Raw genomic sequence first — 19,335 nt, forward strand, 5'->3', positions numbered from 1 at the left:
GTATCACTGAATGTACAAATGAAAAATAGCAAATGACCGAGATAACCGAATATCCATTTTCTGAGCGAACGCAGAGCGAGGATACTCGGCTATCGATCAAATTCGGTGGGCGTGAATGAGCGCTGTTATTCCAGCCTGAACCCCGCCTGTATTTACTTTCACTTCATACAGTTCTGGGGAGGTGATAATCACAGGGGTAACGAGTGATATATTATTTTCTGCGAGAACATGACTTTGAACCTGGAGAATAATTTGCCCTTTTTTAACAGACTGGTTTTCATTCACCATTCGAGAGAACCCCTTGCCTTGCAGAGACACGCTATTTAAACCAACGTGGACCAGGACTTCGATACCATCATCAGTCTGCATAAAAAATGCGTGGTTTCCCGGCAGAATAGAAGAGATTATCCCATCGGCGGGCGCCAGAATGTTAATAATATCCTGAACGTCAGGAATGATGGCTATGCCAACGCCAACCAGTTTCTCGGAAAAAATAACATCACGAACCTGCTCTAATGCTAATGTCTCACCAGTCACTGGGGCATATAGCGTAGCCAGGTGAAAATCAGCAGTTTGTGTCTTTAATCGCTTCATAATGTATTCCTTTCATTTTATTTAAAAAATTTCTCGGCGATACGCCCGGAGTTCTTCACACTTAAAAGAAACAGAAGGTTGCAGGCCGCCATGGGGCAGCCTGTCTGATTTAGGTTTAATACTGCCGTGCTGATTTTACTTTTTCAGCCATTTGTCGGGCATTGGCTTCAATGATGTTACTCCTGGCAACTTCTGCGATACCCACTCGCCACCAGTTGAAATAGCCATGTACCATCGTTTTTGGTAGCACTTTAATATCGATCAGAGTGGATATTGTTTGTTTTCTGGCATCAGCCAGAGCTGCTATAAGTTCTTCATAACAGGTGACTTGATAGCTTTTACAGCCATAACCTTCAGCAATTTTCGCGAAGTTGACGGGAATAAGTCCCCCTTCCTGAACGGCATTTTCGTTTGCGTGATAACGAAACTCTGTGAAGAAGCTGCCCATTCCGTGGCCCATTTGCAGGTTATTGATACAGCCATTAGTCATATTATCAATAAGTATCACATTGATTTTTTTATTCATTTGCAGTGATGTGACGAGTTCAGAATGCAGCATCATGAATGAGCCATCGCCTAAGAAGGCATAAACTTCCCGGGAAGGTTCAGCAATTTTGGCTCCTAATGCTGCATTCACTTCATAGCCCATACAGGAGTAACCATATTCAACATGATAGTCATTGGTCCCACGGGTCTGCCAGACACGCTGCAAATCCCCAGGCAGACTACCGGCTGCCGCAACGATGATTGCATCCTCCGGTAGTGTCTCATTGAGTACACCAAGGACTTTACTTTGTGTAAGCAGGGATCCTGTTAATTCATTGAATTCCTTGTAAACCTTTTCTCTGTCGAGGCCGTCTTCCACTTCTGGTGTGAAGTTTTCATCTTGATATTCGATGCTGTAGACTCTCTTTACTTCTGTATGGTATTGGTGGCGGGCTTCGGCAATATCATCCCCCCATTCAGCGTGATATTGTGTTTCTGCTAGAGCATTATCCAGCTGTATCAGTGCCTGGCGGGCATCAGCGATGACCATGAGCCCGTCGAGCTTGCCCGCATCAAAACGACTGATATTAATATTCAAGAAACCAACATCTTCATTTTTGAACAGTCCCTTAGATGATGTCGTAAAATCGGTATAGCGAGTACCGATACCGATGATAAGGTCTGCCTGTTGTGCCAGCATATTTGCCGCTAAACTGCCGGTTTCACCGACTCCGCCAACGTTAATCGCTGATGCTGAACTGATTGTCCCTTTCCCGGCCTGGGTTTCAGCAACAGGGATACCATAGCGATGGGCAAACGCTTGTAAAACATCCCCCGCCTGGGAATATTTTACCCCTCCACCACAAATTAACAGAGGACGTCTGGCCCGTTGTATACGGACTAGTGCGTCACTGATCATGGCGTCTGTGGCTGAATAACGTTCAAAACGATGGACTCGCTTCTCAAAGAAATAAAGGGGATAGTCCCAGGCTTCTGCCTGCACATCTTGTGGCAAACAAAGGGTTACTGCCCCAGTAAGTGCCGGGTCTGTAAGTACTCGCATGGCATTGATACACGCACTCATCAGCTGCTCAGGCCGACTCACTCTATCCCAATACTTGCTGACGGCCCGGAATGCGTCATTGGTACTGATACTGAGATCTGTTTCTTGTTCTATTTGCTGTAACACGGGATCGGGTTGACGAGAAGCATACACATCTCCAGGAAGGAGAAGTAAAGGGATACGGTTTGCTGTTGCTGTTGCTGCCGCAGTGATCATATTAGCGGCACCTGGACCAACTGAAGAAGTACAAGCAAAAATTTGCTGACGCAAACACTGTCTGGCAAAGCCTGTTGCTATATGTGCCATTCCCTGCTCATTACGCCCCTGATGCACGCTCATGGTACCACTATCTTCTTCTAACGCCTGGCCCAGACCCAGTACATTACCGTGACCAAAAATCGCAAAAATACCTTTTACGAATTTGATCTCTTTGCCATCTACTTCGATGTATTGGTTATCTAAAAAACGAACAAGCGCCTGCGCGGTTGTCAATCGAATGTTGTTCATTTCATTCACCTATGAATAGTTATTGCCTGTCTACTGTTCCCAGTCTCAGGGGTTGATGCGATGTGAACGACTATAAGGGAACAATATTTCACATCACACTAAAATCAAAAAATAATTTCACTATTGGGAAGGAGATCAAAAAAATGAATAATTAGTTTCATAATAAGAAAATAAATTTCACTTTTTTTTTGAATCAAAAAATATAAATATTATCAATATAAAACAGATTGTTAAGTTGATTTACTATGAGCTTTCATCAGGTTGTACTCTTTCAATACTATGATTCAAGTCACATTCAAATACTAAGATTTATTCTATTTTCGTTGAAAATGAAATTATTAAACCCTAACATAACGAATAACAAGACTGTTTTTTGATGAGGACACTGATGATGAAAAACTCGCAACGAAAGTTGGACGTGATTTGTCTTGGCCGTATTGCTGTGGATCTCTATGGCCAGCAAATTGGCGCTCGGCTTGAGGATATGGGAACATTTGCCAAGTATTTGGGGGGATCTTCCGGTAACGTGGCCTATGGAACAGCTATCCAGGGACTACGATCTGGAATGCTGGCAAGGGTCGGGGATGAACATATGGGGCGCTTTCTGCGGGAAACACTGCAGCGTGTTGGCTCTGATACACAATACCTGATTACCGATAAAGAGCGTTTAACGGCCTTGGTTCTACTGGGTATTAAAGATAGTGAAACTTTTCCACTGATTTTCTACCGTGATAATTGTGCTGATATGGCATTAGTCCCTGATGATATTAATGAGGAGTACATCGCTTCTGCTCGTGCTCTTGCTATTACAGGGACTCATCTTTCACACCCTGATACGCGCGAAGCGGTATTGACAGCACTCAACTATGCCAAAAAACATGGCTTACGCCGGGCACTGGATATTGATTATCGACCAGTACTGTGGGGGCTGACCTCAAAAGGTGATGGCGAAACGCGTTTTATCACTTCTGAAACTGTCACCACACAGATGCAACAAGTCTTACACCATTTTGACTTGATTGTCGGCACCGAAGAGGAGTTCCACATCTCAGGAGGCAGTACTGATACATTACAAGCGTTACGTCGTGTACGGGAACTGACCCCTGCGACACTCGTATGTAAACGCGGTGCGCTTGGATGTTCTGTCTTTACCGGGGAAATCCCTGATAGCTGGAGTGAGGTTAAACTTCATTCTGGGGTTCGCGTCGATGTTCTCAACGTTCTCGGGGCCGGTGATGCCTTTATGTCAGGCCTGCTACGAGGCTATCTGAATGATGAAGGCTGGGATCAGGCTTGTCGCTATGCTAATGCTTGCGGGGCGCTAGTCGTTTCCCGTCACGGTTGTGCTCCAGCGATGCCGACTAAACAGGAGCTGGACGATTATCTCCTGCGTGAACAAGACGTTCCACGGCCGGATCAGGATGCTCGCCTGAACCACTTACACCGCGTGACAACACGCCAGCAACAATGGCCTGAATTGTGCGTTTTTGCCTTTGATCATCGTAAGCAGCTGGCTGATATAGCTCATTCTGTTGGCGCTGAAGAGTCCCGTATTCCTGTCCTGAAAACACTATTACTGGAAGGTGCTCAGGCCGCGGCCACAGAAGCTGGCCTGAAAGGCAAAAGTGGTATTTTGGCTGATACCACTTATGGCCAGGCAGCCCTCAATACCATCACTGGGCAAGGATGGTGGATTGGGCGTCCTATAGAGCAACCTGGTTCCCGTCCACTGGAGCTGGAACATGGGAACATTGGTTCACAACTTATTGACTGGCCATTAGAGCATGTTGTGAAGTGCCTGGTTTTTTATCACCCTGCAGATCCTGAAACGCTCCGAATTCAGCAGGAAAAACTTATCAGCGAGGTTTATCGTTCATGCTGTAAGTCTGGGCACGAGCTTTTACTGGAAGTGATACTACCAGCAGATAACCCGGATCAAGATGAGCGTTACTATGCACAAATCATGGATCGTTTCTATCAATTAGGTGTTCAGCCAGATTGGTGGAAGCTGCCTGCGATGAGCCCTGCGGGCTGGAAAACTGTCAGCGAAAAAATTGAACAGTATGATCCGCTATGCCGGGGCGTGCTTATTTTAGGTCTTGATGCCCCGGAAGAGGTCCTTAAAAAAGGATTTTCTGATGCTGCAGATATGCCCTGGGTTAAGGGGTTTGCCGTGGGAAGAACCATTTTTGGCGAGCCATCCCGTCAGTGGCTGATGGGGGCAATTAATGATCAAGAGCTAATTGATGCAGTAAAACAACGTTATCTGACATTGATTTCATACTGGCGCCAGTATCGGCCTGCGCTCAATATTTAGGATTTAATTGTTAACTGTTACTGACCGTGTGGGAGCCTCTCACACGGTTTTTTCTTTTCACTGGTCATCTCGTCCTGGGATCATAAAATGAGCATACTGCATAAGCAGAACAGAATCATACTACGGATGAGTGGTGCGATGTTCTGTGCTTATTTAACCATTGGTTTTTCTCTGGGTGTCATTCCTGTTTTTGTGCATCAACAATTGCAACTCAATGATATGTACGTTGGGCTGGCCGTCGGATTGCAGTTTCTAACGACTCTCATTAGCCGTCCTTATGCGGGTCGCTGGGCTGATAAAAAGGGGGCTCGCGGCGCAACATTCATTGGATTCGCTTTATGCAGTGCCTCGGGTATTGGGCTACTGATTTGTTATGACAAAATGACCCTGGATACCCATAGCCTTTTTATGCTGATACTCAGCAGTCGAGTGATACTCGGGATAGGCGAAAGTTTTCTATTGACGGGTAATCTGACCTGGGCGACTTATCTGGCTGGCGCTAATCGAGTGGGGACAGTGATTTCCTGGAACGGAATGGCGACCTATGGCGCATTAGCCGCAGGAGCGCCTCTGGGTCTCTTGGTTTATGAAACGGCAGGAATAGGGGCTGCGGGGGGATTAACTCTGCTACTTCCATTACTTGCCTGGCTGCTTGATGCGGGACTGCCAGCAATCCCTCGAGCACTGGGGCAACGTTTACCGCTGTCAGGTATTATCGCTTTTATCTGGCGTCCCGGTGTTGGGCTATTACTACAAGGTATTGGTTTTGCTGTACTCAGCACGTTTACTCTGTTGTTCTTCCGGGAACAGGAGTGGTCGTTGGCGGGGTTCTCACTTACGGCTTTTGGCTGTGCTTTTATCCTGGTTCGTTTACTGTTTGGACATTTACCTGATCGCAGTGATTGCCTGCGTGTGGCACGTGTTTCATTGTTTATTGAAGCGGTTGGGCTATTACTGATAGCTATTTCTCCCCATCCCATGTTTGCGCTTTTGGGGGCGGCACTAACCGGTTGTGGTTGTTCATTGATCTTTCCCGCATTGGGTGTCTATCTCGTCCGTCTTGTTCCCGAAAATGTGCGAGGCACCGCTTTAGGTGGGTATTCAGCGTTTCAAGATTTGGCTTACGGCCTGGCAGGCCCCCTTGCAGGATTACTGGCTATTTATGGGGGGTATCGTAGTCTGTTCCTTTTCGCTTCTGGTACGGCATTATTAGGTATTTTGTTGCTCACGCTGTTGATCAATCCATCTTCAAGCCATCAGCGAACATAAGCAGACAGGGAAGGGGGCTGATGGAGACTGGAATGAAGGCAGCCCCTGCCTGTGCGAAGCTGCTTCATTGAAGGAAAAATATTAGTCCAGGCGAGGTGTCTGCTCGATAATACGCATGCTACTGAGTACTTCTGCAATTTTCACTGGGGCTTCACCTTGGCCACGTATGGCATTGGCAAGCTGACGATAAAACTCAGGATAGTTACCCCGCTCACTAGGGTAAGCGTGCATTTCTGGTTGATCGTTACTGACGGATGTAATAATTCCTTCATTGTTATCTTTACCCCAGTTTTCACCATTAGGGTCCTGGTGAGCAATTAATGCATCCTCTTGGGGATCTTGCCCATATTTTACAAAGCTTCCTGTTGTGCCATTAATATGGAAACGGGCAGGGGAAGCTGCGCTAAGTAAATTTCCTTGTAGTACTACACGGAGAGTCGGGTAGATAAAGATGGCATGAAAGAAATCCGGGCTGTGTGCATTTTCGCGCTGCATTGCAAAATTGACGCAGCCTTTTTGTGGTTCGCCAAAGAGTTGCAGCATCTGATCAATCAAATGGGCACCTAAATCGAACCAGACACCAGCACCTGCTTGATTTTTCTCTCTCCAGCCATCACGAACAGTGGGCTGATAAAACGTATAATTAGACTCAAAATAGGTGACTTGGCCCAGAGTCTTTTCTTCCAGTAATTTACGGACAGTGAGAAAATCACTATCCCAACGACGGTTCTGAAAAGCGCAAATAATTTTACCCTGTTGTCGGGCGAGGGCGGCTAAGGTTTCTGCTTCATGAAGGGTGACCGTGAAAGGTTTATCCACAACAACATGCTTATTTGCCAGCAATGCAGCTTGAGCTAAGGGGAAGTGGGTAAGATTGGGGGTCGAAATGACAACCAGTTCAATCTCTGGGTCGTTAAAAATCGCGTCAGGATCGCGGGTCAGTATGAACGGATGATCCCCTTCAACGGATGCTTGTTGATCACAAACCACTTTTAAATTTAGCGTGTTATTGGCCATGATCAGCTGCGAGTGAATATATTTACCGGAAAAACCAAAGCCAATTAAACCTACATTTACTATTTTCTGGGTCATGATTATCTCCAAAATATCAATGGGTATTTTTGACGTAAATGTCCCCCAGCCCTGTAAACAGAGGGACGGTATGTCAGGGATTATTCCATCCACCAGAACGGGTGGATGGAATCATAAAGGTTATGAATTAGGGCTGACTTGCTGTGTTTAACATGGTGAGATCATCGGCACTGAGAGTGAGTGCACTGGCGCGCACGAAGCTTTCGATATGCTGCAATGTGGTTCCGCTGGCAATGGGCGCGGTGACATCAGGCTGGCATTGAAGCCATGCCAGCGCAATTTCAGCGGGTTGTGCCTGGTGTGCTGCGGCGACGCTATCCAGTGCGGTGAGAATTTTTTGTCCTCTGGGGGTTAAATAATGCTTCAAACCTGCACCACGAGCACTTTTCGATAAATCATTTTCGCTACGGTATTTTCCACTCAAGAACCCTGATGCCAGGCTAAAATAGGTCACAACACCAATATCTTGTTGCAAACATAGCTCGCGTAGCGGGGCGGGAAAACCCTGGCGATCGTACAAATTATATTCGGGCTGTAGAACCTGATAGTGGGGTAGATTGGCAGCCTTCGCGCTTTCCAGGGATTGAGCTAGCTGAGTTTCATTCAGATTAGAGGCACCGATGGCGCGAATCTTCCCGGCAGACAGTAGCTTCTGATAAGCACCCAGGGTCTCTTCATAAGGGACTGTGTCATCTGGCCAGTGTGAGAAGTAGAGATCAATATAATCGGTTTGTAACCGACGTAAGGAATCTTCTACTGCTTTAATAATCCAGCGTTCAGATAGCCCCTTTTTCTCAGGGCTACCCATGTCAGAACCGACTTTAGTAAACAACACGACTTTATCGCGAATCCCTGGATGTGCCGCAAACCAGCGCCCCAGGATGGTTTCAGACTCCCCACCAATATTGCCATCAACCCAGGATGAGTAGACATCAGCGGTATCAATCGTATTGAAGCCTCTTTCAAGCAGGGCATCTAATAAATTCCTGCTCTGTTGTTCATCGACTGTCCAGCCGAAAATATTACCGCCAAATACTAAAGGAGGGATAGATAGCCCTGTTTGTCCTAAACGACGTAATAACATAATAACCTCTTTATTTGTTGATGAAGCAATATCTCCGGCAGGTGCCATAACTGTTATTTTTCAGCGTAATTTACGAGATCACCACTTTTTTTATGCATTTTTTCAGCAGCAACTCGTTCAATATCAGCCAAGGCGACCCCTTTCGTTTCAGGTACATATTTTGATAAGAATATGTAGCAAATTATGTTGAAGACAACAAAGATCCACATTGAAAACGCACCGTTAAAGTTTGCCTGTAGCCAGGTGTTATCATTGACGATAGGAAATAATAAGGTAATAAGGAAGTTGGCAACCCACATAAGGCTGACTGCCAGGCTCATACCTATACCGCGGATCTTCTCTGGGAATATTTCAGAAATCAGGACCCAGGCACCAGCGCCCCATCCCATAGCGAAGAGCAGCATGAAAAAGAGTATGCCAAAGATAGTGATATATCCGGAATCATGGGTATACATGCCCCATGACGCAATCAGTAAACCAAGAATGGAACCTATGGTGCCTATCTTCATGACCGGCAGGCGACCATAACGGTCAAAGAGATTCATACCTATCAAACCGCCAATACCATTAAACAGAGCAATAAAGATGGTCTGGAATAGAATAGTATCTTGCGTTGTTGATTCGTTCTGTAAAACCAGTGGCGCATAGTAGTTCATGACGTTAATACCAGTGAATTGCTGCAACACTGCTATCAATATGCCGACCACGAGAATGTATTTCATGACAGGGGAAGATTTTACCGGGGATGATTTAAGCGCACTGCTTTCATCAGTCCTGGGAACTGGACGGTTAAACAGGATACTTGCTTCCGCTTCGTTGAATTCCGGATAAATACGTTTTAGGACTTTAACGGCATCTGTAGAGCGCTGGTTTTTAATACACCAGTAGGGTGACTCTGGCAGGAATAACGTCAAGAGCAGCATAATAATGGATGGAACGATTTGCAGGCCGATCATCATTCGCCAGCCCTCATCATTCATCCATGCTTCGGTCATCCCCTTAGCAACGAAGAAGTTAACGATAAAAACAATCAACTGCCCGGTTACCGTGGAAAGATTATAAATGCCAGATGCTTTACCGCGAATTTTAGCCGGTGAGATCTCTGACATATACATAGGGGCAACGGTACCCGCCAGGCCCACAGCAAAACCACAAGCAATACGAGCCAGGTTAAACACGGTAAAGGAAGGCGTGGTTGCTGAAAGCCATGAGGTGACAATGAAAATAATGGCTGATACCAGTAACGCACGTTTACGCCCCAGCTTATCGCCAATTGCCCCCGCTGTTAAAGCCCCAATAACTGCCCCAACAATGATACTGGAGGCTGCCCAGCCCACTTCAGAGGGGGTGAGACCAAAGGCACTTTGTATGGAGCCTACTGCTCCAGCAATGACGCCTGTTGAATACCCAAACATAATACCGCCCAGTGCAGCCGAACAACAAAGCATGTAGACATACCACGCATTAAACTTTTGTTCATAAGACATGATTTTTCCCTCTGTTTACACAGTGTAGTTAAGCATTACGTCAGAGCGGGTTGCTCCGAACAAATCAATTTATTCAAAAATATTCGTAATGAATTTTTTATACCATATTTGTTTTTTAAAAATGCAATGGTGATCATAAAAAATGAATATTCCGTTTTCTGTTTCCCCATTTCATTTTCATTGATTTAATTCTTAGTTCATTTAATGTGTTTTAAAACAATGATTTGTATTTTGATGATGGTAATGATTGATAAATGAGAGGACGTGTTCAGACTCAATTTTCATGCCTTTCGTCACAAAAAGAATATTTCCAATAAATATTATTTGAAATGTTTAGTTCAAAAAGAGTAGGATTCAGTCATCGGAACTAATCAGACGTCAGAGGCATACCGCCAGGCGAATACGTTTATGCTAAGGTTGGGAAAATGGAAATTGTTGCAAATTTTATCAACGGTCAACGCTGCTATAGCAGCAGCAAAAACACCTTACCTGTTACAAACCCGGCGACCGGACATGTCATCCGTCAGGTAACACAGAGTACTCAGGAAGAGATGCTGCAGGCCATCGCGGCCGCACACTCTGCATTTCCAGCCTGGTCTCAAACCCCGCCACTTCGTCGTTCCAGAATTTTGTTTGCTTTTAAAGCATTGCTTGAAAAGCACCGGGATGAGCTGGCAGAACTGATTGTGAGTGAGCACGGTAAAGTTTTTTCCGATGCCCAGGGCGAACTGACACGTGGGCTGGAAGTGGTGGAGTTTGCTTGTGGAATCCCGCACCTTATTAAAGGAGAATATTCCGCTAATGTAGGAACAGGGGTTGACTGCTTCTCTGTAATGCAACCGTTAGGGGTGGTCGCCGGTATTACACCGTTTAATTTTCCGGCAATGGTTCCTATGTGGATGTTCCCTGTTGCTTTAGCTTGCGGGAATACTTTTGTTTTAAAACCGCCAGCTCCGGTGCCTTCTGCCGCGCTGCGCCTGGCTGAATTACTCAAAGAGGCTGGTTTGCCAGACGGTGTGTTCAATGTTGTTCATTGCGGAAATGAGGCTGCAAGTTTGCTGACAACGGACCCGCGTATTCAGGCAGTCAGTTTTGTCGGGTCTTCGGCTGTCGCAGAACATATTTATGCGACCGCAAGCGCTCATGGTAAACGTGTGCAGGCTTTTGGCGCGGCAAAGAACCATGCCATTGTTATGCCTGATGCGGATCTGGATGCTACGGTTAATGCAATCATGGGGGGCGCTTATGGTTCCGCCGGTGAGCGTTGCATGGCATTGCCTATCGTTGTTGCTGTGGGTGATGATACAGCGGATAAACTGATTGCCAGACTGACACCACTCGTTAAAGCATTACGTATTGGTCCAGGGTCTGTTAAAGGCAAAGAAGAGAATGAAATGGGACCGGTTATTTCCCGGGCACATCAACAAAAAGTATGTGGCTACATAGATCGTGGTGAAGAAGAGGGGGCCACTTTACTGATTGATGGTCGGAACTATTCAGTCGCCGGGCATCCTGAAGGATTCTATGTGGGAGGCACATTGTTTGATCATGTCACGACTGACATGGTTATTTACCGTGAAGAAATTTTCGGCCCGGTATTAGGCATTGTGAGATCGACTGATTTTGAAAGCGCTCTGGCAACGGTCAATGGGCATGAATTTGGTAACGGGAGTGCTATTTTCACCACCAATGGACATTATGCGCGAGAATTTGTTCAGCGTGTGGAAGCTGGCATGGTAGGCGTCAATATCCCGGTGCCCGTACCTGTAGCATTCCACTCATTTGGCGGCTGGAAACGCTCTATCTTTGGTGCACTTAATGTTCATGGTCCGGATGGTGTTCGTTTCTATACTCGCATGAAAACTGTCACCACGCGCTGGCCAGCAGGGCAGCAAACCGTTTCAGAATTCAGTATGCCAACCCTGGGTTAACTTGACAGGAGAGATGTTATGACTAATTTACTCAGTCGTCCTGCGAAACTTGGTCATGGAAAGATCCAGCATATCACTGCGGAAAATGCGCAATGGGAATATGTAGGATTTGATGTCTATCGACTGGAGAAGGGAGAACGTATCTCTCTTCCATCTGACGGCAAAGAACGTTGCCTGGTACTGGTTTCTGGACTGGCAAATGTTAAAACCCCGGATGAGAATTTTGAACACCTTGGTCAGCGAATGAGCCCATTTGAGCGTATAGCCCCTTGGTCTGTTTACTTACCTCATCACACCTCAGCAGAGGTGATAGCTGAAAGTGCACTTGAGCTTGCTGTTTGTAGTGCACCAGGTTTTGGTTCGTTGCCTGTCAGGGTTATTTCGCCATCAGATGTTGGGATAGAGTTTCGAGGAAAGGGGCGTAATCAGCGATTAGTTCATAATATTTTACCCGATGATCAGCCCGCTGACAGTTTGTTAGTTGTGGAAGTTTATACCGCTGAAGGTAGCACCAGCTCTTACCCAAGTCATAAACACGACACACCAGTGAAAGGCGTGGAAACTTATCTGGAGGAGACATACTACCATCGTTTCGATCCTCCTCAGGGATTTGCGCTCCAGCGTGTTTATACCGATGACAGGAGCCTGGATGAATGTATGGCGGTGTATGACAGGAATGTGGTTAAAGTTCCGCGGGGCTATCACCCTGTTGCCACCATTGCCGGTTATGATAATTACTATTTAAATGTTATGGCGGGTCCTGAGCGAAAGTGGCTGTTCACCTGGGAGAAAGATCACGCATGGATTAATAGCGATCAATACCCTCGCCAACAGGAATAAGCTGTCTACTACGCAGTTAATTTTTTCGTATCGTTAGCAGCCCTCGGGCTGCTTTTTTTTTAACTTATTTTAATTGATTCATTCTGTTGGCTACAGCTTCTGGCGGCGAAGAAAAATTTTTTTTGCCCTTTAAATGAAATGAAAATATCACTTTTTTTTATCAGTAATAAAGAAAATTTCACTGATGTGAAGTGAACGAAATAAATGGAATTAACAACGATTATCCACGGTTATTTTAAGTGACAGGACTCACAAATCCGCGATGTAAAAAGAAAAGATGCAATTCATTTCGATATAATTTTCATATTAAACATATAGATATAAAGAGATTGGTTATTAAATTTCAATTTAAATGCAATTGAAAAATTTTTTTTAAATGATAATTTTGTCATATCACGATAAACACATTGGAGATGACATATGACCCTACCTTCGCTGGATCTCTTACTACAACAAGAAGCAGAGAGCCACTTTACCCATTTTTCTTTTGCCAGAGCATTACAAATCGGGCAAACCTTGTATCAGCGTGCTGTTTCGCAGCAGCTCCCCGTCGCGGTAGAAGTTTACGCTTTCGGTCAGCCGGTATTTTTTGCCGCACTACCAGACTCCGCCCCCGATAATCTTGCCTGGATGAAGCGTAAACGTAATACAGTCCTGCGCATGGCCCATTCTTCCCTGTATATGGGGTTTAAATACGAAGCTGAAGGCTTACGCATGGATAAAATGCCATGGATTGAACAGCCAGAATACTGTGACCATGGGGGGAGTTTTCCTCTTTTCCTGACCGGAGGCGCGCTGATTGGTGCCGTGACTGTCAGTGGTTTACCGTCGGCGGATGATCATGCGCTTGCCCTTTGGGCTATTCGCGAGAGCCTGACGTCCACTCTTGATACTCATCTTGCTCCTTAAGGAATCTCTCATGAATGCAGACAAAGTAAAACTGGCTATCGCCCCTATTGGCTGGACAAATGACGACATGCCTGAGCTTGGCAAAGAGAATACTTTCCAGCAGTGTATTAGTGAAATGGCATTAGCAGGGTTTCAGGGTAGTGAGGTGGGTAGCCAGTATCCACGTGATCCTGCCCGGTTAAAACCCGCACTGGCAATGCGTGGACTGCAGATTTGTAATGCCTGGTTCAGCACCTACTTTGCTGATGGACAGAAAGAAAAGACTCTGCAGGAATTTGATATTGCACTCGATTTTCTTCATGAGATGGGGGCGAAAGTTATTGGCTGTTCTGAGCAAAGCGGTAGCATTCAAGGCCTGCCAAACCCCATTTCTACGGACAAAGTGCACTTCAACGATACTCAATGGCAGCGAACCGTTGAAGGGTATAACTTACTCGCCGAACGCGCCGGTAAAAAAGGCATGCGAGTTTGCCTGCATCACCATATGGGAACGGCAATTCAGACGCCATCGGAGATAGATCGTTTCATGGAGTCTGTTCACCCGGAAGTCGGTCTGCTATTTGATACCGGCCATATTTATTGCTCAGAACGCAATCAGGCGGCCATTCTGGCTATTTTGGAAAAGTACCTGCCCCGAATCTTTCACGTTCACCTCAAAGATTGCCGTGACACAGTATTAGCCTGTGTGGATACAGAGAAACTCTCGTTTCTTGATGGTGTAAGAAGGGGAATGTTCACCGTGCCGGGTGACGGTGTTATCGAGTTTAAACCGATCTTCGATTACCTCGATAAGATGGCATACCAAGGCTGGATGGTGGTCGAAGCCGAACAAGATCCGGCAAAAGCGAATCCTTTGGAGTATGCACTGAAAGCCAGGAAATATTTACGCGAAACCGCGGGAATATAAGCCAGAACCTCGCATCACTGTGATTTTATCACGTAAAAATGTAAAGGAATTATTATGTCTGAACGACAAGTCTCTCCCTTCCAGCTGGCTATTTGTGCTGAAATGGTTTTCCAGGAATTACCTTTTATTGAGCGAGTAGAACGTATTCATGCAGCAGGTTTTGCCGTTGAAATCTGGGACTGGACACAAAAAGATATTGATAGCCTGGTTGCCACAGGGGCAACATTTACGTCCATGACTGGGTATATTGAAGGCAATTTACTTGATGATCCACAGATTGAACGTCTGTTATCTACAGCCGAGCAAAGTATTCCTGTCGCGAAGAAACTGCGTTGCCCTAGCCTTAACCTTCATGGTACGGGATTGGGGGAAGGGGGGATTCCTGTGGCACCTGTTGAAAACGTGACGGGGGCAATGTGGATCAAAGCGTATCAAACCTTGTGCCGTATTGCCGAGTTAGGTGAAAAGCACCAGCAGATATTTGTATTAGAGAATTTGAACACCGCCGTTGATCATCCCGGGTGTCCTTTTGCCCGGGCTGAGGACACCCTCACTCTGGTTGCGGCAGTGAATAGTCCTTGGTTAAAGATGAACCTTGATCTGTACCATGCCCAAATAGGTGAGGGAAATCTGATCGAACTGGTACAGCGGGCCGCACCGTGGATCGGTGAAATTCAGGTTGCTGATGTTCCTGGACGTAAGGAACCTGGCACGGGGGAAATTTTCTACCCTGCGGTTGCCCGAGCCCTGCAAGCGACGGGATACCGTGGTGTTGTAGGAATGGAAGCCTGGGCCTCTGGTGATTCTGAAGAAGCAATGTCACGTTTCAGACAGGCTTTCTCATTGTAATCATTCAGTATCGCTGTCAGTAAAGATGACTACTGACAGCGAACAACCCAAGACAACTACATGACTAATGAGACAGCACAACCCGTTGCCAGTGACTCATACGCTTTATCCGCAATCCAGAGTGCCCGTAAACCATCGATACCTGTACAATTTAATGGCGTATTTTGTTGCAGTGCAGTGACAAAATGATGCCACTCTGCTTTGTAAGAATCAGCATAACGTTCCAGGAAAAAGTCTTGTGGGTTTGCCTGAATGGTTCCAGGTTTTGTTAAACAAACCACGCGGTTTTGCAGCACGTTATTCGTTCTCAGTAACCCTTTCTCACCATGAAGTTCAATACGTTGATCATAGCCGTAGCCTGAGCGTCGGCTATTAATGATGGTGGCCTGTGTCCCGGACGTAAAGCCCAATACTATGGTCGCTGTATCCACATCCCCAGCGCGACCGATAGCGGGATCAACAATGTTACTGGCATAGGCATACACAGAGTTTGGCTCTTCATCCATAATAAATCTGACCATATCGAAGTCATGGATCGTCATATCGCGAAAAAGCCCACCTGAAACCTTGATGTAATCGGCAGGCGGGGCGGCTGGATCCCGGGAAACGATGAGCAGCGACTCAGCTTTGCCGATCTGGCCTGCCTGATACTGTGCTTTTAGCTGGTGAAAATCCGGGTCAAAACGGCGGTTAAAGGCGATAAAAAGTGGTGTTTTGTGTGCTTCGACAGTTTCCAGGCAAGCCGCCACACGTTTCAGATTGAGATGTATCGGTTTTTCACAAAAAATGGCTTTACCATGACGGGCAGCGAGCTCTATCTGATCAGCATGTTGATCCGTTGCAGAGGCGATGACTACCGCATCGATATTGGGATCATTAAGTACGTGCTCTAAGGTCATCACTTGCGCATCGTACTGCGTTGCTAACGCCTGTACTGCATTATTCCACGGGTCAACAACGGCATACAGGTGTGAGCCCGGATGAGCAGCAATATTTGCAGCATGGATCTGTCCGATTCGTCCTGCGCCGAGTAAAGCGATATTTAACATACAGACTCCTGGTAAGGATATTTAATAAATGGAATATTAATTTCAATATACATTAAAAACGAAAAATACAAATCTTTTTTCGGCGTTTTATCTCGCGTTCAGGCGTGGAATACAAAGAAGGAAAAAGGCAGATGCGCGTGCACCCTGACATGGCCGGTTTACCGGGGACGCCCTGGTCATTGCGTTGGCAAATTTCCAGGGAGAGGGATGTGGGCGCGGTGGTTCCCGGCAAATAGAAACAGGTACTGATGAAGAGGGGCTGTGCCGATATTATTTAGCGTTATTCAGCGCCAGGGAAACCGCCAAAGCCTGCACGAGGCACATGGAGACAACCTGAGATCGAAAACCATCAATCTGAGCTTCATGCATCACAAAACAGACATCACTGAATGCAGACAGCGGGCTGACCTGACTATCGGTAATAGCGATTTGTTTGGCTCCTTTCCTGGCTCCAAGCTCCACCAGCTCAACGGCTTCCGATGCATAAGGCGAATAACTGATAGCAATCACCACATCCTTGGGACTCACCATACTGAGTTGTTCTGAAAACATTCCCCCCAATCCATCAATCAGGAATGCGCGGCGTTCAAGGTGGCGCAGAGCATAGGTAAGATAGCTGGCAACACTAAAAGAGCGGCGCAAACCAATGACGTAAATATTCTCGGCATTGGCCAGTAAGCGAATAGCTTCATCAAGCTGTTCAGGTTTTACCAGTCCTGGAAGTTGTTGAAGTGCCTGGACGTTAACCATCGTAAACATGTTCAGTACTTCCTGGGGCTTTTCAGGCGCAGCCGTGGGATCACTATTTGCGTTCTGGCGAAATAACCTGGCTCGTTCGGTGTAGCTTACGGTTTCTTCCATCAAATGCTGGCGGAAGATTTGTTTCATTTCATTAAACCCACTGAAACCAAAAGCGCTGGCAAAACGAATAAGAGTAGAAGGGGGGACATCTGCCCGTTCGGCAATGGAAGCCACGGTGTCAAAAGCAATGCTGTTGCTATTATCCAGAATGTATCTGGCAACCTGCTTCAGACGTTTACTCAGTTCATCATAACGTTTACGAATTTCGTCTTGCAGAATAGATAATTGAGTGGGATGTGAAGCCATAAAGAAATCCTGATGATTGAAATTTATCTCGCTTTAGATTATCAAAATAAAAAAAAAATTCCATTATCCTGGTATGATGGGGATCTAATTTCCAATATATTACTGGTGAATTGCTGGGGGGTGGCATGCTCACCACCCGTCCAGGATGGCTATGGGCTAGTTCTTCGTGGTCTCTTTTGGCGTATTCACTTTTTGCCACAGGCTACCCAATGTTTCATAAACAGCCCGGTCGCTGTGCATTAACCAAGTCGGCGACGGAAATGCCTTTTCCCATGGATTCAGCGGTGAATCAATCGCGAGCTGATTCGCCGGGGCAGGGAGTGGGTGCATACCTGCTCGATTGAAAAAGACCATGGCGCGCGGCAAGTGTGAGGCAGAGGTTAACAGAATAAAAGGCTGTTTCCCGATCAATTCAGCAACAGCCTTGGCTTCATCTTCTGTATCCCGGGCCTTGTCCAGAGTAATAATATTGTCTTTAGGAACCCCCAGACTTTCTGCTACCCTGGCACCCGCATCTGCCGTGGTGACAGGGTTTCCTATGGCTGCAGCTCCGGTGAAGACGAGTTTTGCCGTAGGGCGAGTTTGCCAGAGCCGGACGGCTTCCGTCACACGAGGTAAATTATTGGCGAACAGATTTGAACTTGGTGCCCATTCCGGGTTCCAGGTATACCCCCCACCCAGCACCACTATATAATCAACCCCGTCATTTTGCTGCCGGGTTGGATAGGTTTCTTCTATGGGTTTTAGCAAACCATCTGCCACTGGCTGCAGGCTTAAAAGTAATAATATCAGCCAGCTTGCCGTCAACAGGCTTTTAGCTGTTTTCTGCCAGCGAGTGAACCAGAGTAGTGTGATAGCGAGCCCCATCAGTAATAACAGAAGAGGGAGGGGTAACAGTAGGCCACCAACGACTTTCTTGAGTGTAAAAAACATGAACTCTGGCTCCTTTTTTAACCATGTGACAGGTAATCGCTGGCGATATTACACCAAATGGGTTCATTATCTGCCGGGCTGTGCCAAAATAAGTGTTTTGTCTGACGCCTCTTTTCGCCACGGAGTTTCATTGAATGGCCGATCGTAATTTTGACGATATCGCCGAAAAATTTTCGCGCAACATCTATGGCACGACAAAAGGCCAGTTACGACAGGCTATCCTTTGGCAGGATTTAGATTTGTATCTTGCCAGTCAGCCAGCCTGTTTGCGCGTACTGGATGCGGGGGGCGGAGAAGGTCAAACGGCACTTCGCTTTGCCGAGCGTGGTCATCAGGTGACGTTATGTGATCTCTCTGGCGAGATGTTAAATCGGGCAAAAGCCCTGGCCGCAGAACAAGGACTGAGTGACAAGATGCACTTTATTCATGCCCCTGCCCAGGAAATGGTTCAGCATTTGGCGCATCCGGTAGATCTGCTATTATTCCACGCGGTACTGGAATGGGTCGCTGACCCGCGCGGAGTGCTGGAGTCACTCTGGCACTGTCTGCGTCCTGGCGGTACCTTATCGCTAATGTTTTACAATGCCAATGGCCTGTTGATGCATAATATGGTGGTTGGCAATCTTGAATATGTTGAGCAGGGAATGCCAAAGAAGAAAAAGCGCACGCTTTCACCCAACAATCCGCTGCAGCCAGAACAGGTTTATCACTGGCTGGAGCAAATTGGCTGGGAGATCACCGGTAAAACCGGAGTACGGGTGTTTCATGATTACTTGCGTAATAAACACCATCAAAAAGAAAAATTTGACGATTTGCTAACGCTTGAGACGCGTTATTGCCGGCAAGAGCCTTATATTAGCCTTGGCCGTTATATTCATGTCACCGCGGTTAAGCCGCAGAGCCAAGGATAA

16 protein-coding genes are annotated in these 19,335 nt (G+C 46.5%); 8 read left to right on the top strand and 8 right to left on the bottom strand.

Annotated features, from left to right (window positions below; genetic code table 11):
- Nucleotides 1–96: 96 nt before the first annotated feature.
- Together JK154_RS05490 and iolD are read right to left on the bottom strand one after the other, a co-directional pair.
- On the bottom strand, nucleotides 97–594 hold the full coding sequence (locus JK154_RS05490) for a PTS glucose transporter subunit IIA (RefSeq protein WP_211991506.1): 498 nt from the start codon (nucleotides 592–594) through the stop codon (nucleotides 97–99).
- Nucleotides 595–709: 115 nt separating this feature from the next.
- A complete protein-coding gene (gene iolD / locus JK154_RS05495; protein ID WP_211991507.1) occupies nucleotides 710–2,650 on the bottom strand; it encodes a 3D-(3,5/4)-trihydroxycyclohexane-1,2-dione acylhydrolase (decyclizing) in 1,941 nt (646 codons plus the stop codon).
- A 391-nt stretch (nucleotides 2,651–3,041) separates the two neighbouring features.
- On the opposite strand from iolD, the gene iolC reads away from it, so the two are divergent.
- Nucleotides 3,042–4,967, top strand: coding sequence for a 5-dehydro-2-deoxygluconokinase (gene iolC, locus JK154_RS05500; protein ID WP_211991684.1), 1,926 nt, complete (start codon nucleotides 3,042–3,044; stop codon nucleotides 4,965–4,967).
- An 87-nt stretch (nucleotides 4,968–5,054) separates the two neighbouring features.
- On the top strand, nucleotides 5,055–6,236 hold the full coding sequence (locus JK154_RS05505) for an arabinose transporter (protein ID WP_211991508.1): 1,182 nt from the start codon (nucleotides 5,055–5,057) through the stop codon (nucleotides 6,234–6,236).
- Nucleotides 6,237–6,317: 81 nt separating this feature from the next.
- Here JK154_RS05505 and JK154_RS05510 read toward each other — a convergent pair whose 3' ends face one another.
- The 3 genes from JK154_RS05510 to JK154_RS05520 form a co-directional block, all read right to left on the bottom strand.
- On the bottom strand, nucleotides 6,318–7,328 hold the full coding sequence (locus JK154_RS05510) for an oxidoreductase (RefSeq protein WP_211991509.1): 1,011 nt from the start codon (nucleotides 7,326–7,328) through the stop codon (nucleotides 6,318–6,320).
- A 127-nt stretch (nucleotides 7,329–7,455) separates the two neighbouring features.
- Complete coding sequence (locus JK154_RS05515; RefSeq protein ID WP_211991510.1) at nucleotides 7,456–8,412, bottom strand: aldo/keto reductase; 957 nt, start codon at nucleotides 8,410–8,412, stop codon at nucleotides 7,456–7,458.
- A gap of 53 nt (nucleotides 8,413–8,465) precedes the next feature.
- Entirely contained in the window at nucleotides 8,466–9,899 is a 1,434-nt protein-coding gene (locus JK154_RS05520) for a sugar porter family MFS transporter (protein ID WP_211991511.1), read from the bottom strand.
- Nucleotides 9,900–10,324: 425 nt separating this feature from the next.
- Here JK154_RS05520 and JK154_RS05525 point away from each other — a divergent pair, with 425 nt between their 5' ends.
- From JK154_RS05525 to JK154_RS05545, 5 genes are all read left to right on the top strand, one after another.
- Entirely contained in the window at nucleotides 10,325–11,830 is a 1,506-nt protein-coding gene (locus tag JK154_RS05525) for a CoA-acylating methylmalonate-semialdehyde dehydrogenase (protein ID WP_211991512.1), read from the top strand.
- Between the two features lie 18 nt (nucleotides 11,831–11,848).
- On the top strand, nucleotides 11,849–12,670 hold the full coding sequence (iolB, locus tag JK154_RS05530) for a 5-deoxy-glucuronate isomerase (RefSeq protein ID WP_211991513.1): 822 nt from the start codon (nucleotides 11,849–11,851) through the stop codon (nucleotides 12,668–12,670).
- 420 nt (nucleotides 12,671–13,090) lie between these two features.
- On the top strand, nucleotides 13,091–13,579 hold the full coding sequence (locus tag JK154_RS05535) for a heme-degrading domain-containing protein (protein WP_211991514.1): 489 nt from the start codon (nucleotides 13,091–13,093) through the stop codon (nucleotides 13,577–13,579).
- A 10-nt stretch (nucleotides 13,580–13,589) separates the two neighbouring features.
- Nucleotides 13,590–14,486 (top strand): myo-inosose-2 dehydratase, encoded by an 897-nt coding sequence (gene iolE / locus JK154_RS05540; RefSeq protein WP_211991515.1) that lies wholly within the window; start codon nucleotides 13,590–13,592, stop codon nucleotides 14,484–14,486.
- 54 nt (nucleotides 14,487–14,540) lie between these two features.
- Entirely contained in the window at nucleotides 14,541–15,335 is a 795-nt protein-coding gene (locus JK154_RS05545; protein WP_211991516.1) for a TIM barrel protein, read from the top strand.
- A gap of 56 nt (nucleotides 15,336–15,391) precedes the next feature.
- On the opposite strand, the gene iolG is transcribed toward JK154_RS05545, so the two are convergent.
- The 3 genes from iolG to elyC all read right to left on the bottom strand — a co-directional run bounded on the left by iolG (nucleotide 15,392) and on the right by elyC (nucleotide 18,424).
- Nucleotides 15,392–16,384, bottom strand: coding sequence for an inositol 2-dehydrogenase (gene iolG / locus JK154_RS05550; protein WP_211991517.1), 993 nt, complete (start codon nucleotides 16,382–16,384; stop codon nucleotides 15,392–15,394).
- 270 nt (nucleotides 16,385–16,654) lie between these two features.
- On the bottom strand, nucleotides 16,655–17,491 hold the full coding sequence (locus tag JK154_RS05555) for a MurR/RpiR family transcriptional regulator (protein ID WP_211991518.1): 837 nt from the start codon (nucleotides 17,489–17,491) through the stop codon (nucleotides 16,655–16,657).
- Nucleotides 17,492–17,647: 156 nt separating this feature from the next.
- A complete protein-coding gene (gene elyC / locus JK154_RS05560; RefSeq protein ID WP_211991519.1) occupies nucleotides 17,648–18,424 on the bottom strand; it encodes an envelope biogenesis factor ElyC in 777 nt (258 codons plus the stop codon).
- Nucleotides 18,425–18,558: 134 nt separating this feature from the next.
- Here elyC and cmoM point away from each other — a divergent pair, with 134 nt between their 5' ends.
- Nucleotides 18,559–19,335, top strand: coding sequence for a tRNA uridine 5-oxyacetic acid(34) methyltransferase CmoM (gene cmoM, locus JK154_RS05565; protein WP_211991520.1), 777 nt, complete (start codon nucleotides 18,559–18,561; stop codon nucleotides 19,333–19,335).

Origin of the sequence: Citrobacter sp. JGM124, assembly GCF_018257795.1 — a bacterium.
GTDB lineage: Bacteria > Pseudomonadota > Gammaproteobacteria > Enterobacterales > Enterobacteriaceae > JGM124.

Coding starts and splice junctions, on each gene's coding strand:
- JK154_RS05490 (WP_211991506.1), bottom strand. CDS start 594: ATGAAGCGATTAAAGACACAAACTGCTGATTTTCACCTGGCTACGCTA.
- iolD (WP_211991507.1), bottom strand. CDS start 2,650: ATGAACAACATTCGATTGACAACCGCGCAGGCGCTTGTTCGTTTTTTA.
- iolC (WP_211991684.1), top strand. CDS start 3,042: ATGAAAAACTCGCAACGAAAGTTGGACGTGATTTGTCTTGGCCGTATT.
- JK154_RS05505 (WP_211991508.1), top strand. CDS start 5,055: ATGAGCATACTGCATAAGCAGAACAGAATCATACTACGGATGAGTGGT.
- JK154_RS05510 (WP_211991509.1), bottom strand. CDS start 7,328: ATGACCCAGAAAATAGTAAATGTAGGTTTAATTGGCTTTGGTTTTTCC.
- JK154_RS05515 (WP_211991510.1), bottom strand. CDS start 8,412: ATGTTATTACGTCGTTTAGGACAAACAGGGCTATCTATCCCTCCTTTA.
- JK154_RS05520 (WP_211991511.1), bottom strand. CDS start 9,899: ATGTCTTATGAACAAAAGTTTAATGCGTGGTATGTCTACATGCTTTGT.
- JK154_RS05525 (WP_211991512.1), top strand. CDS start 10,325: ATGGAAATTGTTGCAAATTTTATCAACGGTCAACGCTGCTATAGCAGC.
- iolB (WP_211991513.1), top strand. CDS start 11,849: ATGACTAATTTACTCAGTCGTCCTGCGAAACTTGGTCATGGAAAGATC.
- JK154_RS05535 (WP_211991514.1), top strand. CDS start 13,091: ATGACCCTACCTTCGCTGGATCTCTTACTACAACAAGAAGCAGAGAGC.
- iolE (WP_211991515.1), top strand. CDS start 13,590: ATGAATGCAGACAAAGTAAAACTGGCTATCGCCCCTATTGGCTGGACA.
- JK154_RS05545 (WP_211991516.1), top strand. CDS start 14,541: ATGTCTGAACGACAAGTCTCTCCCTTCCAGCTGGCTATTTGTGCTGAA.
- iolG (WP_211991517.1), bottom strand. CDS start 16,384: ATGTTAAATATCGCTTTACTCGGCGCAGGACGAATCGGACAGATCCAT.
- JK154_RS05555 (WP_211991518.1), bottom strand. CDS start 17,491: ATGGCTTCACATCCCACTCAATTATCTATTCTGCAAGACGAAATTCGT.
- elyC (WP_211991519.1), bottom strand. CDS start 18,424: ATGTTTTTTACACTCAAGAAAGTCGTTGGTGGCCTACTGTTACCCCTC.
- cmoM (WP_211991520.1), top strand. CDS start 18,559: ATGGCCGATCGTAATTTTGACGATATCGCCGAAAAATTTTCGCGCAAC.